This window comes from bacterium, assembly GCA_020444065.1.
In the GTDB taxonomy this organism is placed as follows: domain Bacteria; phylum Sumerlaeota; class Sumerlaeia; order SLMS01; family JAHLLQ01; genus JAHLLQ01.
The window spans coordinates 321,230-340,953 of record JAHLLQ010000002.1 but is presented as its reverse complement, the minus strand read 5'-3'; the positions used below and the strand labels follow the sequence as shown (position 1 = coordinate 340,953).

At 60.6% G+C, this 19,724-nt stretch carries 17 protein-coding genes; 3 read left to right on the top strand and 14 right to left on the bottom strand.

Annotation, left to right across the window (positions count from 1 at the left end):
- Positions 1 to 54 precede the first annotated feature (54 nt).
- The 4 genes from KQI84_05955 to KQI84_05940 are packed head-to-tail and all read right to left on the bottom strand — an operon-like array spanning position 55 to position 5,243.
- Entirely contained in the window at positions 55 to 1,239 is a 1,185-nt protein-coding gene (locus KQI84_05955; GenBank protein ID MCB2154410.1) for a hypothetical protein, read from the bottom strand.
- A complete protein-coding gene (gene ileS / locus KQI84_05950) occupies positions 1,236 to 4,055 on the bottom strand; it encodes an isoleucine--tRNA ligase (GenBank protein MCB2154409.1) in 2,820 nt (939 codons plus the stop codon). The genes KQI84_05955 and ileS overlap by 4 nt, the downstream gene beginning before the upstream one ends.
- Before the next feature lie 36 nt (positions 4,056 to 4,091).
- Positions 4,092 to 4,910, bottom strand: coding sequence for a purine-nucleoside phosphorylase (locus KQI84_05945; protein MCB2154408.1), 819 nt, complete (start codon positions 4,908 to 4,910; stop codon positions 4,092 to 4,094).
- Between the two features lie 48 nt (positions 4,911 to 4,958).
- Entirely contained in the window at positions 4,959 to 5,243 is a 285-nt protein-coding gene (locus KQI84_05940; protein ID MCB2154407.1) for a YggU family protein, read from the bottom strand.
- A gap of 252 nt (positions 5,244 to 5,495) precedes the next feature.
- On the opposite strand from KQI84_05940, the gene KQI84_05935 reads away from it, so the two are divergent.
- Entirely contained in the window at positions 5,496 to 6,227 is a 732-nt protein-coding gene (locus KQI84_05935; GenBank protein MCB2154406.1) for a hypothetical protein, read from the top strand.
- A gap of 266 nt (positions 6,228 to 6,493) precedes the next feature.
- Here KQI84_05935 and metG read toward each other — a convergent pair whose 3' ends face one another.
- The 3 genes from metG to KQI84_05920 all read right to left on the bottom strand — a co-directional run bounded on the left by metG (position 6,494) and on the right by KQI84_05920 (position 10,775).
- Entirely contained in the window at positions 6,494 to 8,257 is a 1,764-nt protein-coding gene (gene metG, locus KQI84_05930) for a methionine--tRNA ligase (protein MCB2154405.1), read from the bottom strand.
- Positions 8,258 to 8,325: 68 nt separating this feature from the next.
- Positions 8,326 to 9,927 (bottom strand): peptide chain release factor 3, encoded by a 1,602-nt coding sequence (locus KQI84_05925; protein ID MCB2154404.1) that lies wholly within the window; start codon positions 9,925 to 9,927, stop codon positions 8,326 to 8,328.
- Between the two features lie 119 nt (positions 9,928 to 10,046).
- Positions 10,047 to 10,775, bottom strand: a complete 729-nt coding sequence (locus KQI84_05920) for an HAD family hydrolase (protein ID MCB2154403.1) — start codon at positions 10,773 to 10,775, stop codon at positions 10,047 to 10,049.
- Between the two features lie 545 nt (positions 10,776 to 11,320).
- Here KQI84_05920 and KQI84_05915 point away from each other — a divergent pair.
- Complete coding sequence (locus KQI84_05915; protein MCB2154402.1) at positions 11,321 to 12,163, top strand: hypothetical protein; 843 nt, start codon at positions 11,321 to 11,323, stop codon at positions 12,161 to 12,163.
- 68 nt (positions 12,164 to 12,231) lie between these two features.
- Here KQI84_05915 and KQI84_05910 read toward each other — a convergent pair whose 3' ends face one another.
- The 3 genes from KQI84_05910 to KQI84_05900 are packed head-to-tail and all read right to left on the bottom strand — an operon-like array spanning position 12,232 to position 15,385.
- The gene (locus KQI84_05910) at positions 12,232 to 12,786 is read right to left on the bottom strand and encodes an NUDIX hydrolase (protein ID MCB2154401.1); all 555 of its coding nucleotides are present in this window, start codon (positions 12,784 to 12,786) and stop codon (positions 12,232 to 12,234) included.
- 10 nt (positions 12,787 to 12,796) lie between these two features.
- On the bottom strand, positions 12,797 to 13,600 hold the full coding sequence (locus KQI84_05905) for a LarC family nickel insertion protein (GenBank protein MCB2154400.1): 804 nt from the start codon (positions 13,598 to 13,600) through the stop codon (positions 12,797 to 12,799).
- Between the two features lie 15 nt (positions 13,601 to 13,615).
- Positions 13,616 to 15,385, bottom strand: coding sequence for a hypothetical protein (locus KQI84_05900; protein ID MCB2154399.1), 1,770 nt, complete (start codon positions 15,383 to 15,385; stop codon positions 13,616 to 13,618).
- Between the two features lie 102 nt (positions 15,386 to 15,487).
- Between KQI84_05900 and KQI84_05895 the strand changes: the two genes are divergently transcribed.
- On the top strand, positions 15,488 to 16,387 hold the full coding sequence (locus tag KQI84_05895; protein MCB2154398.1) for a glycosyltransferase family 2 protein: 900 nt from the start codon (positions 15,488 to 15,490) through the stop codon (positions 16,385 to 16,387).
- Here the strand turns inward: KQI84_05895 and KQI84_05890 are convergent.
- From KQI84_05890 to KQI84_05875, 4 genes are all read right to left on the bottom strand, one after another.
- Positions 16,384 to 17,670 (bottom strand): 3-deoxy-D-manno-octulosonic acid transferase, encoded by a 1,287-nt coding sequence (locus KQI84_05890; protein MCB2154397.1) that lies wholly within the window; start codon positions 17,668 to 17,670, stop codon positions 16,384 to 16,386. The genes KQI84_05895 and KQI84_05890 overlap by 4 nt on opposite strands.
- 8 nt (positions 17,671 to 17,678) lie before the next feature.
- Positions 17,679 to 18,281 (bottom strand): recombination mediator RecR, encoded by a 603-nt coding sequence (gene recR, locus KQI84_05885; GenBank protein ID MCB2154396.1) that lies wholly within the window; start codon positions 18,279 to 18,281, stop codon positions 17,679 to 17,681.
- Between the two features lie 12 nt (positions 18,282 to 18,293).
- Positions 18,294 to 18,590 carry a YbaB/EbfC family nucleoid-associated protein gene (locus KQI84_05880; protein ID MCB2154395.1) on the bottom strand — a complete coding sequence of 99 codons (297 nt, stop codon included), beginning with the start codon at positions 18,588 to 18,590 and terminating at the stop codon, positions 18,294 to 18,296.
- Positions 18,591 to 18,728: 138 nt separating this feature from the next.
- The gene (locus tag KQI84_05875) at positions 18,729 to 19,559 is read right to left on the bottom strand and encodes a hypothetical protein (GenBank protein MCB2154394.1); all 831 of its coding nucleotides are present in this window, start codon (positions 19,557 to 19,559) and stop codon (positions 18,729 to 18,731) included.
- Positions 19,560 to 19,724: the final 165 nt, after the last annotated feature.

Genomic DNA, 19,724 nt, shown 5'->3' with positions numbered 1-19,724 from the left:
AATGGGGAATGCCCCATCGGCCCGATGATCTGATCGGAGTCTGGCCGGCCGCCCTTAGCGCTTCTTCTTCTCCAGCTTGGTCCGGCAGGGCACGCATAGGTTGGCGAACGGCTTGGCGCGAAGGCGTTCGACCGGGATGTACGGGCACGATCCGCACAGCTTCTGCGGGTCGTCCTCGCACATAGTGCAAAGGCCGTATGTGCCTTCTTCCAGCCGCTCGAGAGCGCGGACAACGTCCTGCAGTCGCTCTTCTTCGTAGCGCCGGGCCACAAAGGTCGACTCCAGCGACCAGCTATCCGTCGCGGCATCCGCCTGGTGATTCGAGAACGAATGGCTCATGTTCTCTTCGTTCGACATGGCCAGGTCGTTGATCATGTCGAGATCGCGCAGCAGGCGCTGACGTTCACTCTCCAGGATCTGCCGCAGTTCCTTCAGCTCTGTCTTGCTGTAAGGCGGCTTGCGGCGCTTTTTCTTCTTCGCGACTGGCTTTGGCTTCTCCTCCGGCTCGGCCTTTTTCTTGTCTTTTGCCGCCTTGGACTTGCGGACGATGCTGCTCAGCTTGCGAGTCGCGGCAAATTCGGCGGCTTTCGCCACGGATGTCGGAATCGGGCGATCGGTCCCGCGGCGAGCTTCCTCGGCGGCAGCCTTCGCGCTTTCCTTCGTGCCTTCGGCGCGCATCGCGAGAAGCTTCTTCAACATCTCGCTCTTGCTCAGCTTCTTGCCATTCTTCGGCGGAGCAGCAGCTTTCTTTGCGGAGGTTTTGGCCTTCGATGCGGCCTTCTTCGTTGTAGCTTTCTTGGCGGCGGTCTTCTTCGGTGCTGCCTTCCTGGCAGGAGCGGCCTTCTTTGTCGTCTTCTTAGCGGCCGGCTTCTTCACTGATGCTTTCTTAGCGGCGGTCTTCTTCACGGCCTTCTTTGCAGCCGTCTTCGTTGCCTTCTTGGCGGTGGTCTTCTTCTTTGCGGTCATCGACGCGTCAGTCGTTCCCTTTGGTTTCGCTTTGCGGGATTTCGCCGCCGGCTTGGCGGCTTTCTTGGCAGTGGCTTTCTTTGCGCTCTTCTTCACCGTCGTCTTCTTAGCGGCGGGCTTCACGGAGGCAGTCTTCCTGCTCGCGGCACGTTTCTTCGGTGCAGCCTTCTTCTCTTCAGGCTCAGCGGCCTTGGTGGCCTTCGTCGACTTCCGGGCCGTCTTCTTCGCCGCCTTCTTGGCAGCACTCTTGGTGGCTCTTTTCCGAGGTGTCACGTGGTCATACTCCTGACTGCGTCTGCACAGCGTGCACAAAGGGATGGATGCTCGGAGTCCTGTCCAACCTCCGGCGCATAGACCCAGCAACGGTTGCACTTCTCACCGTCAACGCGGGTCACAGTTACTCCCACCTTCAACCCCATCGCGGCCAACGCCTCAGGCACCGCGGACGGCGCCTCCTCCTCGATCGCAATCCTCGATACAATAAACAGGCGCGCGAGATTCTCCTGGCTCTTCAGGAATTCCAGCGTCGCGGCATCATCGCTCTTCAGGCTGACTGCAGCCTCCAGCGAGTTGCGAACGAGCTTCTCTTCGCCGGACCGAAGCGCCTCGATCGCGCGCTGGACTTCTGTACGAACGGCCAGGAGCTTCTCGTACTTGCCGAGCAACTCCGCGTTCTTCCAGGCATCGTTGCCTGCGGGGAAGTCGGCCATGTGGACGCTCTCGACGCGACCGGCCGTGGGCAAATGGCTCCAGCCTTCGTCCGATGTGAATGGCATGATCGGCGCCAGCATCCGCAGCAGGTGCGTCGCCAGTTCGTAGATCACGGTTTGCGCAGCGCGGCGGATCTTGCCGTCGGCCGCCGAGCAATACAGGCGATCCTTCGAGCAATCGAGATAGATACCGCCAAGTTCCGTCACACAGAATCCGTTTACCAAGTGGTAGACGCGGTGGAATTCATAGTCGTCGTAGGCGCGGCGAATGCGACGCGTCAGATCGTCGAGCTTCGCCAGCATCCACTGATCGTCCTCTTCCATTTCGGCGTACGGAACGGAGTGTTTCGACGGATCGAAGTCGCTCAGGTTGCCGAGCAGGAAGCGGATCGTGTTGCGAACGCGACGGTATACGCCGCTGACCTGCTGAAGCAGGCCCTTCGACGCGGCCAGGTCGCTGCGATATTCTTCCGATGCAATCCAGAGACGGAGCACGTCGGCGCCCATCTGGTCGATGACCTCGAGCGGCGAAACGACGTTGCCGAGGCTCTTGCTCATTGGGCGTCCCTGCTCGTCGAGCACGAAGCCGTGGGTCAGCACGGCACGATAGGGAGCGCATCCGCGCACGCCAACGGAGATCCAAAGACTCGACTGGAACCAGCCGCGATGCTGGTCGGCCCCTTCGAGGTAAAGATCCGCGGGCCAACTCAGATTCTCGCGCGGCTCCAGCACGCCGAAGTGACTGGCGCCGGAATCGAACCACACATCGAGAATGTTGGATTCCTTCTCGTAGCGGCCGTCTTCCGCCTTCATCTCTTCGGGCAGGAAGTCTTCCACGGGCCGGCGGAACCAGCAGTCGGTTCCTTCCTCGCGTACGTAGGAGACGAACTTGTCCACGATCTCCTTCGTCAGCACGGAATGGCCGGTCTGCTTGTCGTGGATCGACGGGATGGGAACACCCCAGGACCGCTGGCGCGACAGGCACCAGTCAGGGCGTCCCTGGACCATGTTGAAGATGCGGTCGCGACCCCACGCGGGGATCCACTGCACGTTCTCGATCTCATCGAGAGCCTTCTCGCGCAGTCCGTCCGCATTCAGATTCATGAACCACTGCTCCGTGGCGCGCATGATGACCGGTTTGCGGCTGCGCCAGGAGTAGGGGTAACTATGCGTGATCTTGCCGGCGTGAACCAGCGTGCCTTCGCTCTTGAACTTCTCGATCAGCTTCGGATTCGCATCGAAGACGTTCGTCCCCTGCATCTCCGGATAGAGGTCCGTGTAGCAACCCTTCTCATCGACCGGGTTGAAGACCTCGAGGCCATACTCCTTGCCGATCATGAAGTCTTCGACACCGTGAGCCGGGGCCGTGTGCACGATACCGGTGGCTTCCATGGTGACGTGCTCGCCCATCATCACGAGGGACGGACGCTCCGGGAAAACCGGATGATGGCAGTGCTTGCCTTCGAGGATCGCGCCCTTGAATTCCGCGACGACCTTGCCTCCGGAGAGACCGGTCTCTTCCAGGAACGGCTCAAGAAGGTCCTTCGCAATGATCAGCGACTCGTCGCCCAACTGATAGGCCACGTAGTCGAAGTTCGCGTGCATCGCCACGCCCATGTTGGCGGGGATCGTCCAAGGCGTTGTCGTCCAGATCACGATCGTGGGCTTGGGAACGCCGGCCAACTCTTGGGGCAGTTCGTTCTCGTACAGCGGGAAGCGCAGGTAGATCGTGTGGGAGACGTGCTCCTCGTTGTACTCGATTTCGGCTTCGGCCAGGGCCGTCTCGAACACCGGGTCCCAATGCACAGGCTTGAAGCCCTTATGCACGAGGCCTTTGCCGACGAGCGCACCAAATGCGTTCAGAATCTCGACCTCGTACTCGGGATCGAGCGTCATGTAGGGGCGATCCCATTCGCCGCCGACGCCGAGGCGCTGGAACTGCTCGCTCTGCACGGCCGCCCACTTCTTGGCGTACTCCGCGCATTGCGTGCGGATGTCGAGAGCATCGCTGCTGGTGTCGCCCTTCGAACGGATCAGTTCGAGGACCTTCTGCTCGATCGGCAGACCGTGGCAGTCCCATCCCGGGATGTAGTTGCAGCGGAAGCCCGCCATCGTCTTGTAGCGAACAACAAAATCTTTCAGGCCCTTGTTCAGGGCGTGACCGATATGGATGTCGCCGTTGGCGTAGGGCGGTCCGTCATGCAGAACGAACTCCGGAGCGCTCGCGCGGCTCTCGGAGATCTTCTTAGCCAAGCCAATCTCTTTCCAATGTTCCAGCATCTCAGGTTCGCGAGTCGGGAGCGAACCACGCTGGGGGAAATCAGTCTTTGGGGTCAGGACTGTCTTGCGATAGTCCTTCGCTTGATCGGAATCAGTCATCTTTCTATGCCGTTGGATTCAGTCGAGGGGTTTCGATCAGAGGGACTCGATGACGCCCAACACGAGCGCCTGGCGGTCCGCTTCGCGGCTCTTGGCGACCGCGATGATCTCGGCCAGTTCCACGGGCTCCAGCGCTTCTGGATAGCACTCATCCGTCACGGTCGACAGAGCCATCACCTTCAGGCCGGCGTGCACGGCGACGATGTCTTCCGGAATCGTCGACATGGTCACCAGGTCGGCGCCAATGCGCTGGAAGACGCGATATTCTGCGCGCGTCTCCAGGTTGGGTCCGGTCACGGCAACCATGATACCGCGCTGCACGGGAATCTTCTTCTCCAGCGCAACGGCCTGGGCGGCGGCAGACAGCTCGCGGCTGTAAGGCTCGCTCATGTCCGGGAAACGCGGTCCGAGACGATCGTCGTTCGGCCCGATCAGCGGATTGTCGCCCATCAGGTTGATGTGGTCTTCGGCCAGAACGAGCGCGCCCTTGCGAATCAGTGGATTCACACTGCCCACGGCGTTCATAATAATCAGCGCCTCAGCACCCAGCGCGCGGATCACGCGCACGGGGAAAGTCACCTGCTGGAGCGTGTAGCCCTCGTAGCGGTGAAAGCGCCCCTGCATGATCACGACCGGCTTGCCGGCCAGTTCGCCGAAGCAAAGGAACCCGTGGTGAGACTCCACCGTGGAGACCGGGAAGTGCGGAATATCGTCGTAGGGAATCTTGACGAGATTAGCGGGCTGGTCGGCCAGCTCGCCCATTCCCGTGCCGCAAATAATGCCGGCCTTCGGGGTCACATCGGTCTTGGTCCGGATGTACTGAACGGCTTCCTGAATTTGATCGTAGAGGGACATGGTGCAGAGCGCTTCTTTCTTCAGGTTTGGAATTCCGCCACGCCATGCTCAGCCAGAATGCGGCGCAATTGACTGGCGGTCACTCCCTCGAGAAAATAGGGTCTTTTCGCGAGACTTCTCCCCCGACAGGATTGAGACACGCGACTTCGGGATCCGCGAAAGCTTGGCGAAGAACTGGACCAAGGCCTTGTTCGCCTTTCCCTCCAATGCCGGGGCAGCGAGTGCAACCTTCAGCCGATCGCCGTGGAACCCGACAATGGCCGTCCGACTTGCCTTCGGTTGAACCCGAACAGCCAATCGGCAGCCTTCGTCTCGTTCCTCTAAGCCCAACATTTTCAACCCTGCGGCCTCCCACATGTGAGAGTGCCCATCGCGGGAGGGGCCAAGAGTATTCAGAGGGGGCCGAGTGTCAAGGAGAGATAGGAGTCAAGCGGCATGTTGCGATGGTCGATTCGCAGGACTTCGGTCCATCTTCCCAGCCGAATTCGGCTTGACCCTATTTCAACCGGGACAGACCCTCGGCTGTAGGGTTATAGATTTGCAGTTAGAAGGAATTCCCACGCTCAATTCGGGGAGCTTTTTCACATGATTCGGATGCGTCTGATCAAGTCTGTCCTGTTTACCGTCATTCTCGGCATCATGGCCATGAGCACCACAGGTTGCTCGGCTTACATGAAGAGCCGGTACTACGATTTCCGCGACACCATGATGATGGGCGTCGGTGCTACGGCAGAAGTGGGTGAAGCGCCCACTTGGCCGCTCCCGCCATCGATCGGCGCTTACGTCGAAGCGTCTGAGTTCATGCACCTCGGCGCGATCACCCACAACGGCGTGTTCGCCGAAATCGAAGGCCGCGGCGCTGGCGCCGGCACCGAGTCCCGCACCCGCGTCGGCATCGGTCCCTTCCACGGTTCGGCAATTTGGCAGGAATACTCTACCAACAACCACTTTAAACGCTCCGACACACCGTGGCAGCAGCGGATGGACCAGAACAACCTGGACTACATCCTCTTCTTCAAATTCAACAAGACCGTGCCCGCCAAGGAACTGGGGCACTTCGACCAGCCATTCGACATGGACTGGCAGTTCTTCGACTTCGAGCGCGGCTGGCAGCACTGGCTGACCATCGGCGGCGAAGCGGCCATCAGCGATCCGATCACCCACTTGGGCTTCACGATTCGCCTGTACGCCGACCCATCGGAATTCACCGACTTCCTGCTCGGCTGGTTCACGATTGACTTCAAGCGCGACGACATCCTGAAGAGCGACCTCCTGCCGAACGGCGAGTATCGCGAGATCGTGCGCGAAGAGTACTGAAATCACTGAACATCGAACGTAATTCGGGCCGGCTGAGCGATCAGCCGGCCCGATTGTTTTCTACGAAGATGTTGCACGCCTTCAGCGTGCTCTCGGATTCCGGCTCATCCCCCCCCCAGGGCGGCGCGCGAGTCTCTTGCCCTGGGCTTTCGGGTCTGGAATCCCTATGGGATTCTCTGGCCGCAGCGATTCACCGGATTGCAGGAAAAGCCCGAAGGGCTTGAACATCCGATCGAATCCTGAAGGGATTCAACACTCCACTGCCCCTACGCGTCCTCCCCCGCTTCCTTTGCAGCCACGTCGTCTTCCAGCTTCACGAACAGCGGCTCCGGCTTGCGAAGGGCCTGGCCGGGCTTCAACTCGCCGGCTTCCCACTTCGCCGTCGCGCCGGTGTGGTCGTACCGGAGAACCAGGTGTGAGCCCCGTTCGTCGGCGACCGTCTCCGTATACTGGCGGCCGAAGAGACGCCCTTCGTAGCCGAGCATCTCGTGGAGCTTCTGCCCGCTGGCCGGCAGGATCGGCGACCAGAGTATCTTCAGCCAGTCAACGGCCTGCAGAGCAACGAACACGATCGTTCCAGCGGCCTCTGGGTCTTCCTTCACCACCTTGAAGGGCGCCTTCTCGGTGAAGTACTGATTCACCAGGCTCGTCAGACGGCGGCACTCCGCAGCCGCGGCTTTGAGCTTCACGGCGCCGTATAGCTCACCCACGGAGTCGAAGCCGGCACGAATCTCGGCCAGGAGATTCCGATCGGCGTCGTCCAGTTCGCCCGGCGTGGGAACCGCCCCATCGAAACGCTTGAATGTGAATCCCAGCGCGCGGTTCACCAGGTTACCCCAGGTCGCCACGAGTTCATTGTTCACGCGTTCGACGAAATCGTCCCAGGTGAAGTTCACATCGCCGGCTTCCGGAGCCAGCGCGGTCAGCGCGTAGCGCCAGGCATCCGCCTGGTAGCGCTGCAGCACATCATTGATTCCGATCACATTGCCGCGGCTCTTGCTAAACTTGCGCCCGGCCATGTTCAGGTACTCATTCGCCGGCACATCGTAGGGCAGATTCATGCCGCCGAATCCGTGCAGCATCCCGGGCCAGATGATCGTGTGGAACGGGATGTTGTCCTTGCCGATGAAGTAATACCCGCGTGCGTCCGGATTCACTGAAGAATCCAGCCAGTGGCGCCACGCATCGTCGTCGCCGCTCAGCGTCGACCACTCCTTCGAAGCGCTGAAGTAGCCGATCACGGCGTCGTACCAGACGTAGATGCGCTTGGTTTCGTAGCCATCGAGCGGAATCGTCACGCCCCAACTCATGTCGCGCGTAATCGGGCGGCCGCGCAGTTTGCGCTCCTCCAGCGTGGCCTTCGTGAAGTTCAACACACTGGTCCGCCAGTGGTCTTTGCCTTCCTGGATCCATTCGATCAGGGGTTCGTTCAGCTTGCCGAGATCGAGGAAGAAGTGCTCCGTCTCGCGGGCTTCGAGATCCGTGTTTCCAGTGACCTTCGAGCGCGGATTCTTCAACTCGATCGCATCGTAGGTCGCCCCGCAGAAGTCGCACTGATCGCCGCGCGCGCCATCCGCCCCGCATCGCGGGCAGTTGCCTTCGACGTAACGGTCGGGCAGGAAACGCTCCGCCTTTGGATCGTAGATCTGCTGCTGCTTGTCCTTGTAGATATAGCCATTCTCGAGATGGCGAGTGAACATCTCGTGCGTCGTCGCCCAGTGATTCGCCGTGTCTGTGTGTGTGAACAGGTCGAACGTCAACCCGAGGCCGAGATAGCTTTCGATGAAGAGAGGGTGGAAACGTTCGACCACCTGCTCCGGCGTGATGCCTTCCTCGTCCGCCCGCACGGTGATCGGCGTGCCGTGGGTGTCCGAGCCGCTGACCATCAGCACGTTGTTGCCGATCATCCGATTGTAACGCGCGAAAATATCCGGAGGCAGATACGCCCCGGCGATGTGGCCGATGTGCTGCGGCCCATTGGCGTAAGGCCACGCGACGGCGACAAGAATGTGGCGATGCTGGTCAGTCATGGCTGAACCCCCCGCAAGAGTGGGTGCACGCTAAGAGCACCGCCGCCGCGGGGTCTAGCGGGAAGTGGTTACGCGTCCGGCGCGACGTTGCGGAAAACGACTTCCGAATGATTGCGGACCGCGTACTGGAGCGTCCATTCATCCCGGAAGGCCACGAGCAGCCGGCCCTTCGGGTCGCGGAAGCAGTCGCTGATACCCTGGCGGCGGAAGACGCGCCAGTCGAAGTCCTCGTCGACGTCCAGCCAGCGCGCCGACGTGAACGGCAGCATCTCGGTGCGAATCTCCACATCGTACTCGGAATTCATGCGTTCCTGAACAACTTCGAGCTGCAGTCGACCCACAGCGGCCAAAACAGGCTCCGGCGCACCCATCTGATCCGGCGGATAGAAGACCTGGATCGTGCCCTCGTCGGAAAGCTGCTGCAGGCCCTTGTCGAGCCGCTTGCGCTTCATCGGATTCGGAGCCACCACGCGGGCGAAGAGCTCGGGACAGAACAGCGGAATACCCTGGAAGTGAAACTCCTCGCCATCGGTCAGCGTGTCGGCGAGCTGATAGATTCCCGGATCGTAGAGGCCAATGATGTCGCCGGCAAAGCCCTCGTCGACCTGAACGCGTTCCTGCGCGAAGAAGGTGATCGCGTTTCCGAGGCGCACGTCTTTTTTGTCGCGCACGAGGTGAGCCGTCATGCCGCGCTCGAACTTGCCGGAGCACACGCGCATGAACGCCACTCGATCACGGTGATTCTTGTCCATGTTCGCCTGGATCTTGAAGATGAAGCCGGAGAATCGCTCGTTGTCGGGCGGGCGCTCGCCTTCCAGGGTCTGGCGGCCGCGTGGCGTAGGAGCCAGCGTTCCGAAAGTCGCCAGGAAAGGCTCGACGCCGAAGTTCGTCAGCGCGCTGCCGAAGAAGACCGGCGTGATCTCGCCCGCGAGGAAACGCTCGCGATCCCACTGTTCTCCGGCCAGTTCGAGTAATTCCAGATCGTCATGGAAGGCTTTCAGGCCGGATTCGCCGAGCAGATTCCGCAGCGAGCCGTCGTCCTTCGCGGCCGCGTGATCCACGACTTTGCGGCTGCCGTGGTCGCTGCCGCGCTCGAACAAGTGAATATCGTCCGACCAGCGATCGTAAACGCCGCGGAACGACGGCCCCATTCCGATCGGCCAGTTCACGGCCACGCAGTGGATGCCGAGCAAATCCTCGATTTCACTCATGAGATCGAGTGCCTCGCGCCCCTCGCGATCCATCTTATTAATGAATGTCACGATCGGAATCGCGCGCAGGCGACAGACCTCGAACAGCTTGCGGGTCTGCGCTTCGACGCCTTTGGCCGCATCGATCAGCATAATCGCACAATCGGCCGCGGCCAACGTGCGGTACGTGTCTTCGCTGAAGTCCTCGTGGCCAGGCGTATCGAGCAAGTTGTAGAGATAGTCGTCGTAGGGAAACTGCATCACCGACGTGGAGACCGAGATTCCGCGCTCCTTTTCGATGTTCATCCAGTCCGATGTGGCGTGGCGGGATGAGCGGCGAGCACGGACGGCTCCGGCCAGGTGAATCGCCCCGCCGTAGAGGAGCATCTTCTCCGTGAGTGTCGTCTTGCCGGCGTCCGGGTGCGAGATGATCGCAAACGTGCGGCGACGCGCGATTTCTTTCTTCAGATTGCTCATGATTGTTCCTGAAATCTATGGCGAGTATTATGGAAGTGTCGATGAGGCTGGGCGAGGGAATTCGCTCATGGATAACCCACGCCTGCCAGCCGAGCCCGAAAGAGTTTTTGCGAAGTGGGTAGCTACCACATCATCTCTGCACCGGAATTTGCAGCCCGGAACTCGTCCGAGAAGATGAATTTTGCCAATTGACGGGTGTTGGCGACCGTGTAGTGCGGCAGGAACTCCGGCGAGAGGACGGGCTGGTGGCGGTGCGGACCGCTCTTCAGCCGAACCGTGGTCATTCCCAGCGAACGCGCCGGATAGATGTCGTTGTCGAGCCGATCGCCGATCATCGCCGCCTCATTCGGCTGGCAGCGCGCCATTGCCATGGCACCCAGATAGAAGCGCAGATCCGGTTTCCGCATACCCATTTCGGAACTGATCGCCTGAACCTGGAGTATATCGATCAGGCCTTCTTCCTCGAGGCGCCGGCGCACAACGGCCGGCTGGTTGCCGATGGCGCCCAGCGAGAAATGCTGGCTCAAGTCCATCAGCAGATCCTTCATGCCGGGCAACAGGTTGACCAGCTTCTGGTACTTCTTGTAGGGGAGCTTGTTGAGCTTTTTCTCGAATTCGATGCTGATCTTCTCATATTTCGATGGTTCTTCGGTGAAAATCCAGATCAGATGGTTGACGTACCGGGGTAAATAGTATCGGCGAGCCGAGCGGACGGCGCTGGCAAACTCCTTCTCCCCCACCTCGCAGCCGTTCTTGTTCAACAGCTCGAAGATGACATCTTCCTGGAACTTGTAGACGGGCTCGTCGTCAAAGATCGTGCCGCCGACATCGAAGAACAGCCATTTGATCATGAGGCGTGAAGAGCTCCCTGGGCTGGTGCGAACCTCGCAGTTCAAACGCGTCATCATTCAAGGTGTTGGAGCGCTGGTGTCAAGACGTTGCAGCGCAGATGGGAATTCAGGATGCATTTCTGACATATTGTGTGGGGCGATCAAAGTTTTTCAACTGTCCATGCAATTGACCTCTTGACCCGGGCCGGTGTGCCCCTCATACATGCATTGTGGTGCAATTAGTGCCCACGCTCATGTGGAGTAAAAGAGATAGGAAAACGGCCCTTGTCCGGCGTGATTTCCTGTTGACTGATCCGCGGTGGGGTGGTGCTAATCGCTAACCATGTATTTGCTGAAGGTTCGGTTTGCCTTTTTGCAGGGGGCTACCCGAAGGAGCTTCGGCTCCTCAGCACGCAGGAAACCGCAGGATTTGGGTGGAGAGCAGTCTGTTCCACCAGAGACTAGACTACTCAGGAGGTCGACGCTCAGAAAAATCCTCCCAAATGTGCGGAGGTTGTTTGAAGTACCAAGTTTTTGTGTGATTCTAGAAAAGGAGAAAAATCTCAATGATGAGAAAGCAATTTAGTCTCTTGCTTGCTTTTGCTCTGGTCGCTTTGACGGCCAGCGTCTCTGCAGCCCCGACTGCCCTGGAAGACTTCAGTGGTTACGAAGGCGGAACGGCGGGCGCGGGCGTGCTCGGTTCGTTCTCTGGCACAGGCGCCGTTTATTTCGCAGTGACCGAAAGCTACGATGCCTCTACCACCGCCTGCCTTGAGTACTCTGTACCGGGTGGCTACATCTTTGAACAGGGCGGAGCGCTTCTGGCTTCCGACGACTACGTCTACGCATTCGCCGTGAAGGTCAACTCGTGGGCCACAACCCCGACCGCCAGCATGAATATCACGCTTCCCACGCCTCTTCAGGATGATGGATCGTTCATTCGTGGCAGCTTCGCTCTGAACTTCTACGGCGCCAACGGCGACCTGTGGTTGGATCAGGTCGACGCAAGTGGTTACACCGGTGGCGTGGTTCTCGCCAATGCCGGTACCGACTGGGCCGCTGATGGCCTGTGGCACCACATCCTTGTTCGCAAGGACAGCAGCACGGTTGGCAACAATGCCATCTACGTGTGGGTCGATCCGGCGAGCGAAGGAAGCTTCCCGGACTTCGAGGAGTCTGGCTTCTCGAACCACCTTTCCTACACCGCTCCTTACGGCTTCGGCTTGGGCTGGTGGGAATATAACAACGCTGATTCTACGGGCGCAGTTTTGACCTACGAGAATCTCGGCGTCTTCAACACCGGCAGCTACGCCACCGTGCGTGACGCGCTTGCCGATGTGTTCGCGACCTACGCGGGTCTGACGGCTGACTACTCCGGCGTTGATAGCTGGCAGCAGTTCACCCACTGATCGCCGCGGAATACCGCCATTCCGAACCGGCTCCTTCGGGAGCCGGTTCTTCTTTTTAGCTCAGTGAATTAGGGGAGAGTGAAGAAGCCCCGCTCACGTGCAAGCAGAAGCGACGTCAGCGTAAAGCCGTCGTAGAGCTTCCCGTCTGCAAGAAGGCCCTGGATTTCTTCCCAGGTGAATGCGCGCAACTCGTGAATCTCGTCCTCATCGATTGCCGCGCCGGTCGGTTCCAGGTCGCGCGCGACGAAGGCAAAGAAGTGCTCGTTCCCGAGGCCCGGAGCGGGGTGAAAATCGAGCAGAAAATCCATGCGCCCGGCGCGGTGCCCTGTTTCTTCCTCCAGTTCGCGGTGAGCGGTGATTGCGTGGTCCTCGTCTGCCTCAACACCGCCGGCAGCGATCTCCCATCCCCAGCGCTCCACGCAATAACGCCAATGCAACCCCAGCAGCACACGCCCATCGTCCAGCACGGGCACCACGCCGACGCCGTCCAACTGGTAGTCGACCTTCCAGTGGAGGCGCTCCGTGCCGGTCGGTAGCCGTACGCGATCTTCGAAGACATGAATGCGCGGATTCTCGACGATACGCTTGCGCTCCAAGCGCTGCGTAACGGGCTGGTCGCTCATGTCGAACTCCTCAATGCGTGTGTTCGTGATCGTGATGATGGTGGTGGTGATCGTGCGAGTGGTCGACCTGGAACGGATCGTCCATCAGGCGTTCTGAGATCTCTCCACGAACGAGACGTAGAAGGTTCGCCACGTGCTCCGTATCGCGGTTGCCGGCTCCGTAGCCGATGGCATTGGCCGTCATGATAAGCGACCGCCCCGCCGGATGAGCCAGCGTCGCCACGAGAGCCGCGCCTGTCGGGGTCGTCATCTCGTACGGGATCTGCGTCCGACGGACCGGGAAGTCGTTCAGAATCGCCAGCGTTCCCGGCACAGGGACCGGCATCGTGCCGTGAGCGCACTTCTGGAATCCGGAGCCCAGGCTGACCGGCCCGGAGTAAATCCGCTCAACTCCCAGGAGATGAATGCCGAGGCAAGTGCCAACGACGTCCACCAGGCAATCGAGCCCTCCCACTTCGTGCAAGTGCACCTTCTCAATCGGCGTTCGATGAGCCTTCGATTCCGCTTCGGCCAACCGCGTCAGCGTCGCGATGGAACGCTCTTTGACCGTCGCGGGCAAATCGGCCTTCTCAATAATCCGGGTCAAATCCCCCAGATGGCGATGGGGATGGGGAACATCCTCAACGACTACGTTGACCTTTGTGGCAGCGATGTAATGCCGCTTGGTTTCTTCGCACTTCAATTCGATGCCGTCGATATTCAGGGCCTTCAGCCCGGACTGCAGCGCTTCGAAGTCCACTCCCAGATCCACCAGTGCTCCCAGAAACATATCTCCGGAAACGCCCGCGACGGGATCGATAAACAGGATTTCCAATTCGTGTTCTTCCTCTCAGGGTTCAGATTCCAACGGTTGATAGGTCAATCCGCCGAAGAAAACAGAAAGCGGCCGATCGTCGTGCCCGATCCCGAGGCTCGTGGGCGATTCGCTCCAATCGACATCGAGAGCCACCGAGTTCGCACCGGTGAACAATTCGCCATCGTCGCAAACCACCGACAGGACACCGAATGGGCTGTCCGTGGGAAACCAGGTGGCCGTCGGCAGTCCATTCACAGACACGCGAACCCGATTGGCAGGGCCGTTCGGATTCTCCAGAACCCCGAGATGCAAGTTCAGGACCGCCGGTGCGCTGCGGGCCAGTGGAACGCTCAAAGTCGGCCTCAGCGCCGCCCCCCAAGTGCTGTCCTCGCCGGGGGGATACCAGCCCGTCGACAGCACATCCCTGAAGTGAAGATCGGGCGAAGTATCGATCGGCTCATCGGCGATTCGACTCAGCGTCCATGCAGGAAGGAGCGCAGCGGCCACGGCAAGGACAGCCGGCAAGGCAATTTCAGGGGCTTTCGGCGGAGAGGGTTCGCTCTTCAGGGAGGCGCCGGCCCACCCTGGCATCAGCCCGGCCAGCAGCAGCAGGTGCGCGTAGTAGTGGTAGTAGAAGGCGATTGGCGACGCGCAGATGACCAGGAATCCTGCCAGCGCAAAGAGCTCGAGCCGACGGCGCCTTGGCATCTCTGCATCCATCAAAGCCATAGCGATTCGCATCAGCGCCACAAGCACGAGAACGAAGAGCAGCGATCGCATCGCCACAAAATCCCAGAGACCGGTCAGGAAGGGCATCCGGTAGGTCAGCCCCTGCTCCGCCTGGAAGTTTCCGCCTGCGAGCGTCTCGCCCAGCGCCCCGCGGATCAGATCGTGAAACGAGTTCAACTGGAGCCCATACAGCAGCAGGGGCAGGAGCAGTGCCATGAACGTACAAGTTGGAGCCAACCGCCGGTCCTCGTTCCATACCAACCCAATGTAGAGCGGCAACAGCATGAGCCAGCCGATACTCATTGCCGCGAGGACGGACATGCAGATGGAGGCCAGCAGGTGCGCTCGGGCAGACAGCGCAAGTGCGAAAAGCAGAATGAACGGCCAGATTGGGGGAGCGCTGCCGTCCAGGAGGTAATCTTTCCCGAGAGGCAACACCATCCAACCAATGGCAATCGCCGGAAAGCCGAGGAGCATCACGCTTCGCTTCCAGGCGTTCCAGTCGGCGGTCGCTCGAAAGAGCATCGTCAACCCGGCCGCCAACATCGGAAGCAAAAGGACAAGCGCGCCTACCGTCGCGAACCTCCAATCGAACCCCAGGCTGCGCGCCAGGGCGAACGGCAGCGGCATCCCCGGGGCGTAGGAGTTGAGCGTGGAGTACGATGTCATCTCGTACCGTTGCTCGTAGAGTGGCAGGCCCTGGAGCAATCGATTGCAGACCTGCGCCATCAAGGGCAGCGATCCACCGGCTCCCGGATCGACCGGGCGTTCGAAGATTCCACCGACAAGCGCATTCTCATTGATCAGGACTATGGCGGAGAGTGCGATCAGACCCGCTGCAAGAATGCCAATGTGAAGCCTCTTCACCGGCGTCCGAAGGAGCGTCGGCGTCTCCGGCGGATCGATGAACCGCCGCAATGGCTTCCACCAAATGGCAAGGGGAAGGTGGGCGAACCCCACACCGACGACGAAGATCCAGGCCAGGGGCGAGCCGGCTTTGCCATCCTGGAAGTTCGTCACCAGGATCGGAATGAGCAGAAGAAGTGTGGCCAACCCGGCGATGAGCAGCGGCATGGGCGCAGAAACGAAGAGACCTCAAGGATTGACGACAAGGCCCGGCGAGCCGAAACGTCGGGGCGATTCTCCACAAGGCTGGAGCCCAAGAGCAACCCAACGATGACATCCTGTCGCCTCTCGATCATTATTCCTGTCTACGATCGCATCGATCGATTGCGAACCTGCCTGGAAACGCTCGGGCGCCAGGAATTCGACGCGCCGGCAGAAGTGATCGTCGCCTGTGACGGCGGTCCGCCGGAAATGCGCTCGACAGCCGAGGAGTGGAAGGGGCCCTGGTCGCTCGAGTGGCTTCAAACCGACAAGGGCGGACCGGCTCGAGCACGCAATGCCGCTGTCGAGATTGCAAAGGGCGAGGTCATCCTGTTCCTGAACGACGATGTGCGGCTGGAGCCCGGCTTCCTTCAGGTCCACGATCGCCGTCATCGCGAAGATCCCGGTCACGCCGTCTTTGGCAACTCCCGGTGGGCACCGGAGGTCATCATCAACGACTTCATGCACTGGGTGGCGCACCACGATTCATTCTACTACCTGATCCCCCCAAACGGCGAAGCGGACTGGGTGTATTTCCATACGCTGAACGCATCGATCCACCGGAAGTGGTTCGACGAGGGACACCTCTTCGACGTCAACTTCCCCTACCCCGCCTACGAGGACAACGAGTACGCCTATCGGCTGCAGAAGATCGGACTGCGGATTTTGTACGCCGCGGATGCGTTCCTGTATCACCACCACTTGTTCGAGCCGAAACAGTACTCTGCGAAATCCTGGGAGCGCGGCGCGAGCGCACGGTGTTTCGTCGAGAAGTACCCGGAATTGCGCGACATGATCCTCGGGGAGTACCTGGGCGTGGCTGAGAGGATGCGCTATCGGCTGCGAATCAGCGATGCGCTGCGCCGCCCGGACGGTCCTGACGAATGGCATGCGCGATTCGCCATGGCCTACCTGGCGGGCTATCGCGATGAGCCAATTCCGAAGCTGGCAATGCGATTCAGGGATTAGCGGCGGGACTTCGCCAGATCTTCCAGCATAGCATCTACGACCTTGCCGGCGGCGCCTCGATTCGAGTTCGAGGCCTTGGCCGCAAGCTGCCCCAGGCGTTCGCGTTCATCCGCGTCGCGGCACAGGCGAATCAGCCAATCGCCGAGATCCTCGGCGGAGACCTCAGGCGCGCCCTGTTCCGGCCCCAGAACGCGCACGATGTCGGGCTGACTGTGCATATCGGGACCGCGCAGGACAGGGATCCCATGGACGCCGGCCTCGAGCAAGTTGTGCCCGCCAACGGGGCACCAACTGCCGGCAACCAGCGCAATCTCCGCGGCGCCGAAGCTGCGGGCAAGCACTCCCATTTCGTCCAGCAGCACCACGTCTGCATCACCCGGATTCGGCCCGGTGCTGGTTCGATGAACGCGCATGTCCGCCCGGGTGAGCAACTCGGCCACGGGGCTGAAGCGTTCCGGATGTCTTGGCGCCAGAACGAGCAGCGCGTTCGGGTTCGTCAGCCGCGCACGCCGGTAAGCTTCGAGAACGATCTCCTCCTCACCGGGGTGTGTGCTGCCGGCCAGAATGACGATCGTGTCCTCGCCTGCACCCCAACGGCCGCGGATGTCGGCGCGTTCGTCGACGGTCAGCGGAGTCGGCAGCGCATCGAACTTCACGTTGCCGAAGACGCGAACCAGTTCGTCCGATCCCAGGATGCGCGCCATGCGTTCGGCGTCCTTCTCGGTTTGCATGAAAAAGCGATGGATGCTCGAGAGCGGCCCGCGGAAGAGCGCTCTGGCGCGAGCGTAGCGCTCGGCGCTGCGATCGCTGACCTTGCCGTTGATCAGGTACACGGGAATGCCGCGCTGCCCGCACTGGCTCAGAAGATTCGGCCAAATCTCCGTCTCGAACAGGCAATAGAGCGACGGATTGTAGGCGTCGAGAAATGCGCGAACCGTCCAGGAAAAATCCGCCGGAGCATACGCAAAGGCTTCTGCTCCTTCGAGCGTGCGCTTCGCTTGTGCCTGGCCTGTTTCAGTCGTTGTTGTCGCCAGGAAATCCCAGCCAAGCTCACGATGCCGCAGAGATTTGTAGATGCTGCCGGCGGCAATCGTTTCGCCAACGGAGACGCTGTGCAGCCAGCAGCGCTCCACGCCGGCCGGCGAGAACGGCGGCGACGGAAGGCGCTTGCCAAGCATCCCCGGCAGGCTCTCGCGATACTTGCCGTAGCGCATCCGCTTGTAGGTCACGACCGGCGCAAGAACCGGAAGTGCCGCAAGATAGGCAAGGTCGAAGTGATTCATGCCGGATCCTAGTCTATGGTTCGTCGTCCTTCGAGTGCGAGGCGCAGTGTGCCTGCGTCGCTCAGGTCCAACGAACCGCCCATGGGCACGCCGCGACCGATCCGAGTGACCGAAAGAGCGCGATCCGCGAGTAGGTTGGACAGGTAGAGGGCCGTCGCGTCGCCTTCGACGCTCGGGCTGGTCGCCAGGATCACCTCGCGGAACTCCCCTCCATCCAGACGGCGAAACAGCATATCGATATTCAAGTCTTCAGGCGTAACACCCTTCAACGGCGACAGCACGCCGCCCAAGACGTGGTACATACCGCGAAAACCGCCAGCCCGCTCGATCGCCACGACGTCGAGATCGCGCTCGACGACGCAGAGCGCCGTTCGATCACGCCCGCGATCGGAGCAGATCGGGCACTCCCCCGCGTCCGTGAAGTAGCCGCAAGTCGGGCACGTACCGATCTCCTCGCGCAAGCGAACGAGAGCATCGGACAACTCGGCAACCTGGGCCTTTTCGGCCTGGAGCAGCGCAAAGGCCATCCGCTCGGCGCTGCGACGACCGATGCCGGGCAGTTTGCCGAGCTCCGCGATGGCGACTTCAAGGGCTTTCGGTAAAGGCGACATGACGTGGCGCGATCAGATCAGGCCCGGGAAACGCATGCCGCCAGTGATCGCCGAGACACGCTCCTCGTGGAGCTTCTTGGCGGCGTCCAACCCCTGGTTAACTGCAGCCATCACAAGGTCCTGCAGCATCTCGGGGTCGTCCGGGTCGATCGCCTCGGGACCGATCTGGACGGCGCGGACTTCGCGCGTCCCGCTGACGGTTACCTTCACGACACCACCGCCCGCGCTTCCTTCAACGGTCTCGTTCTCGAGATCTTCATGCATCTTCTCGACGCGAGTATTCAGGTCGCTCTGCAGCTTCCGGATCATTCCTGGATCGATCATATTCTTCACCTGATTCGAATTCTAAGAGTCGGCGCGCGGCAATTTGCCGCAAACGGAAGACAATTATGGAGGAGTCCGACGCGGCGCGACAACCGGGAAGTGGAGGGGATTCGGCGCACTCCCCTACTGCGGGTTTGCGACAATCACGATACCCTGGAAGTAGTAGTTCCGCCGAGTCATCTCGCGATCCCAATCGAATCGCCCGGCCAGCGGATCGCCGAAGGTCAGAATGTCACCCTTCTGATCGAGAACCGTCAGTGCGTGAGCGAGCCCGGGCTTCCCCTCCTTCGTCATCAGGCGCACCATCGCCATGCATGGCGTGGGGATCGTCCCGGGGTCTTTGCCGATCCAACGCAGATTCGCATCCAGGCCGTAGGACCTGACGGCGCGCAGCATGTCCCATTCGAGGGAGCCCATGGTGCTGACCATCATGCGGCGACAGACTTCTTCCTCCGTTGTCTCGATGCCCATTTCTCGCAGCAGCGTCGCCACTGAGGCGGGCGCACAGAGGTATCCCTCGCTCTGCATGCAGACACCGTCCTTCCATTCGCCGGCAAAGCGGGGATGAGTCGCAGGGCGAGCCAGGGGCGACATGTACTGGATCAGCGCGGCGAAGATGGCCAATACGATGCCGTTGTGCGCGACGAAGCGATCTTTTGGAGGGTGGCGTTCGTTCGTCCATTGCTGAACGACCGCCGCACAAACGCCGACGAGGATAGCGGTGAATTCGAATCCCGGAAGCGCGCGGATTTCCCCGGTCAGGACGGCAACCGGCCACGCGAAGAGCTCGTCCAGACCCATCCAAAGCCAGAAGAACATGACGGGAGTGCTGACAACCCACGCGGCCCGACGCCAATGCGGTTTGTCCTTGGGAAGGTATTTCCAGGTCAGGACATATCCCAGCACCGCAAGAACCACGACCACCAGAACCCAACCCAACGCCAATTTCCACATGGTTTACCCCCTTCATCGCCTGAATGGAGCATGGCGCCATAAACAGGTGTTGCCAACCAGAATTCGGCGGCTCACTTCCTCGCAAAAGGAGATGGCGGAACGAGCCTTGACCCCTCACTCTTCGTTGGCGCGCAATGAATAGGTCTTTGCAAATCTCCGCAGGAT

Coding starts and splice junctions, on each gene's coding strand:
- ileS (MCB2154409.1), bottom strand. CDS start 4,055: ATGACTGATTCCGATCAAGCGAAGGACTATCGCAAGACAGTCCTGACC.
- KQI84_05945 (MCB2154408.1), bottom strand. CDS start 4,910: ATGTCCCTCTACGATCAAATTCAGGAAGCCGTTCAGTACATCCGGACC.
- KQI84_05940 (MCB2154407.1), bottom strand. CDS start 5,243: ATGTTGGGCTTAGAGGAACGAGACGAAGGCTGCCGATTGGCTGTTCGG.
- KQI84_05935 (MCB2154406.1), top strand. CDS start 5,496: ATGATTCGGATGCGTCTGATCAAGTCTGTCCTGTTTACCGTCATTCTC.
- metG (MCB2154405.1), bottom strand. CDS start 8,257: ATGACTGACCAGCATCGCCACATTCTTGTCGCCGTCGCGTGGCCTTAC.
- KQI84_05920 (MCB2154403.1), bottom strand. CDS start 10,775: ATGATCAAATGGCTGTTCTTCGATGTCGGCGGCACGATCTTTGACGAC.
- KQI84_05915 (MCB2154402.1), top strand. CDS start 11,321: ATGATGAGAAAGCAATTTAGTCTCTTGCTTGCTTTTGCTCTGGTCGCT.
- KQI84_05910 (MCB2154401.1), bottom strand. CDS start 12,786: ATGAGCGACCAGCCCGTTACGCAGCGCTTGGAGCGCAAGCGTATCGTC.
- KQI84_05900 (MCB2154399.1), bottom strand. CDS start 15,385: ATGCCGCTGCTCATCGCCGGGTTGGCCACACTTCTTCTGCTCATTCCG.
- KQI84_05895 (MCB2154398.1), top strand. CDS start 15,488: ATGACATCCTGTCGCCTCTCGATCATTATTCCTGTCTACGATCGCATC.
- KQI84_05890 (MCB2154397.1), bottom strand. CDS start 17,670: ATGAATCACTTCGACCTTGCCTATCTTGCGGCACTTCCGGTTCTTGCG.
- recR (MCB2154396.1), bottom strand. CDS start 18,281: ATGTCGCCTTTACCGAAAGCCCTTGAAGTCGCCATCGCGGAGCTCGGC.
- KQI84_05880 (MCB2154395.1), bottom strand. CDS start 18,590: ATGATCCGGAAGCTGCAGAGCGACCTGAATACTCGCGTCGAGAAGATG.
- KQI84_05875 (MCB2154394.1), bottom strand. CDS start 19,559: ATGTGGAAATTGGCGTTGGGTTGGGTTCTGGTGGTCGTGGTTCTTGCG.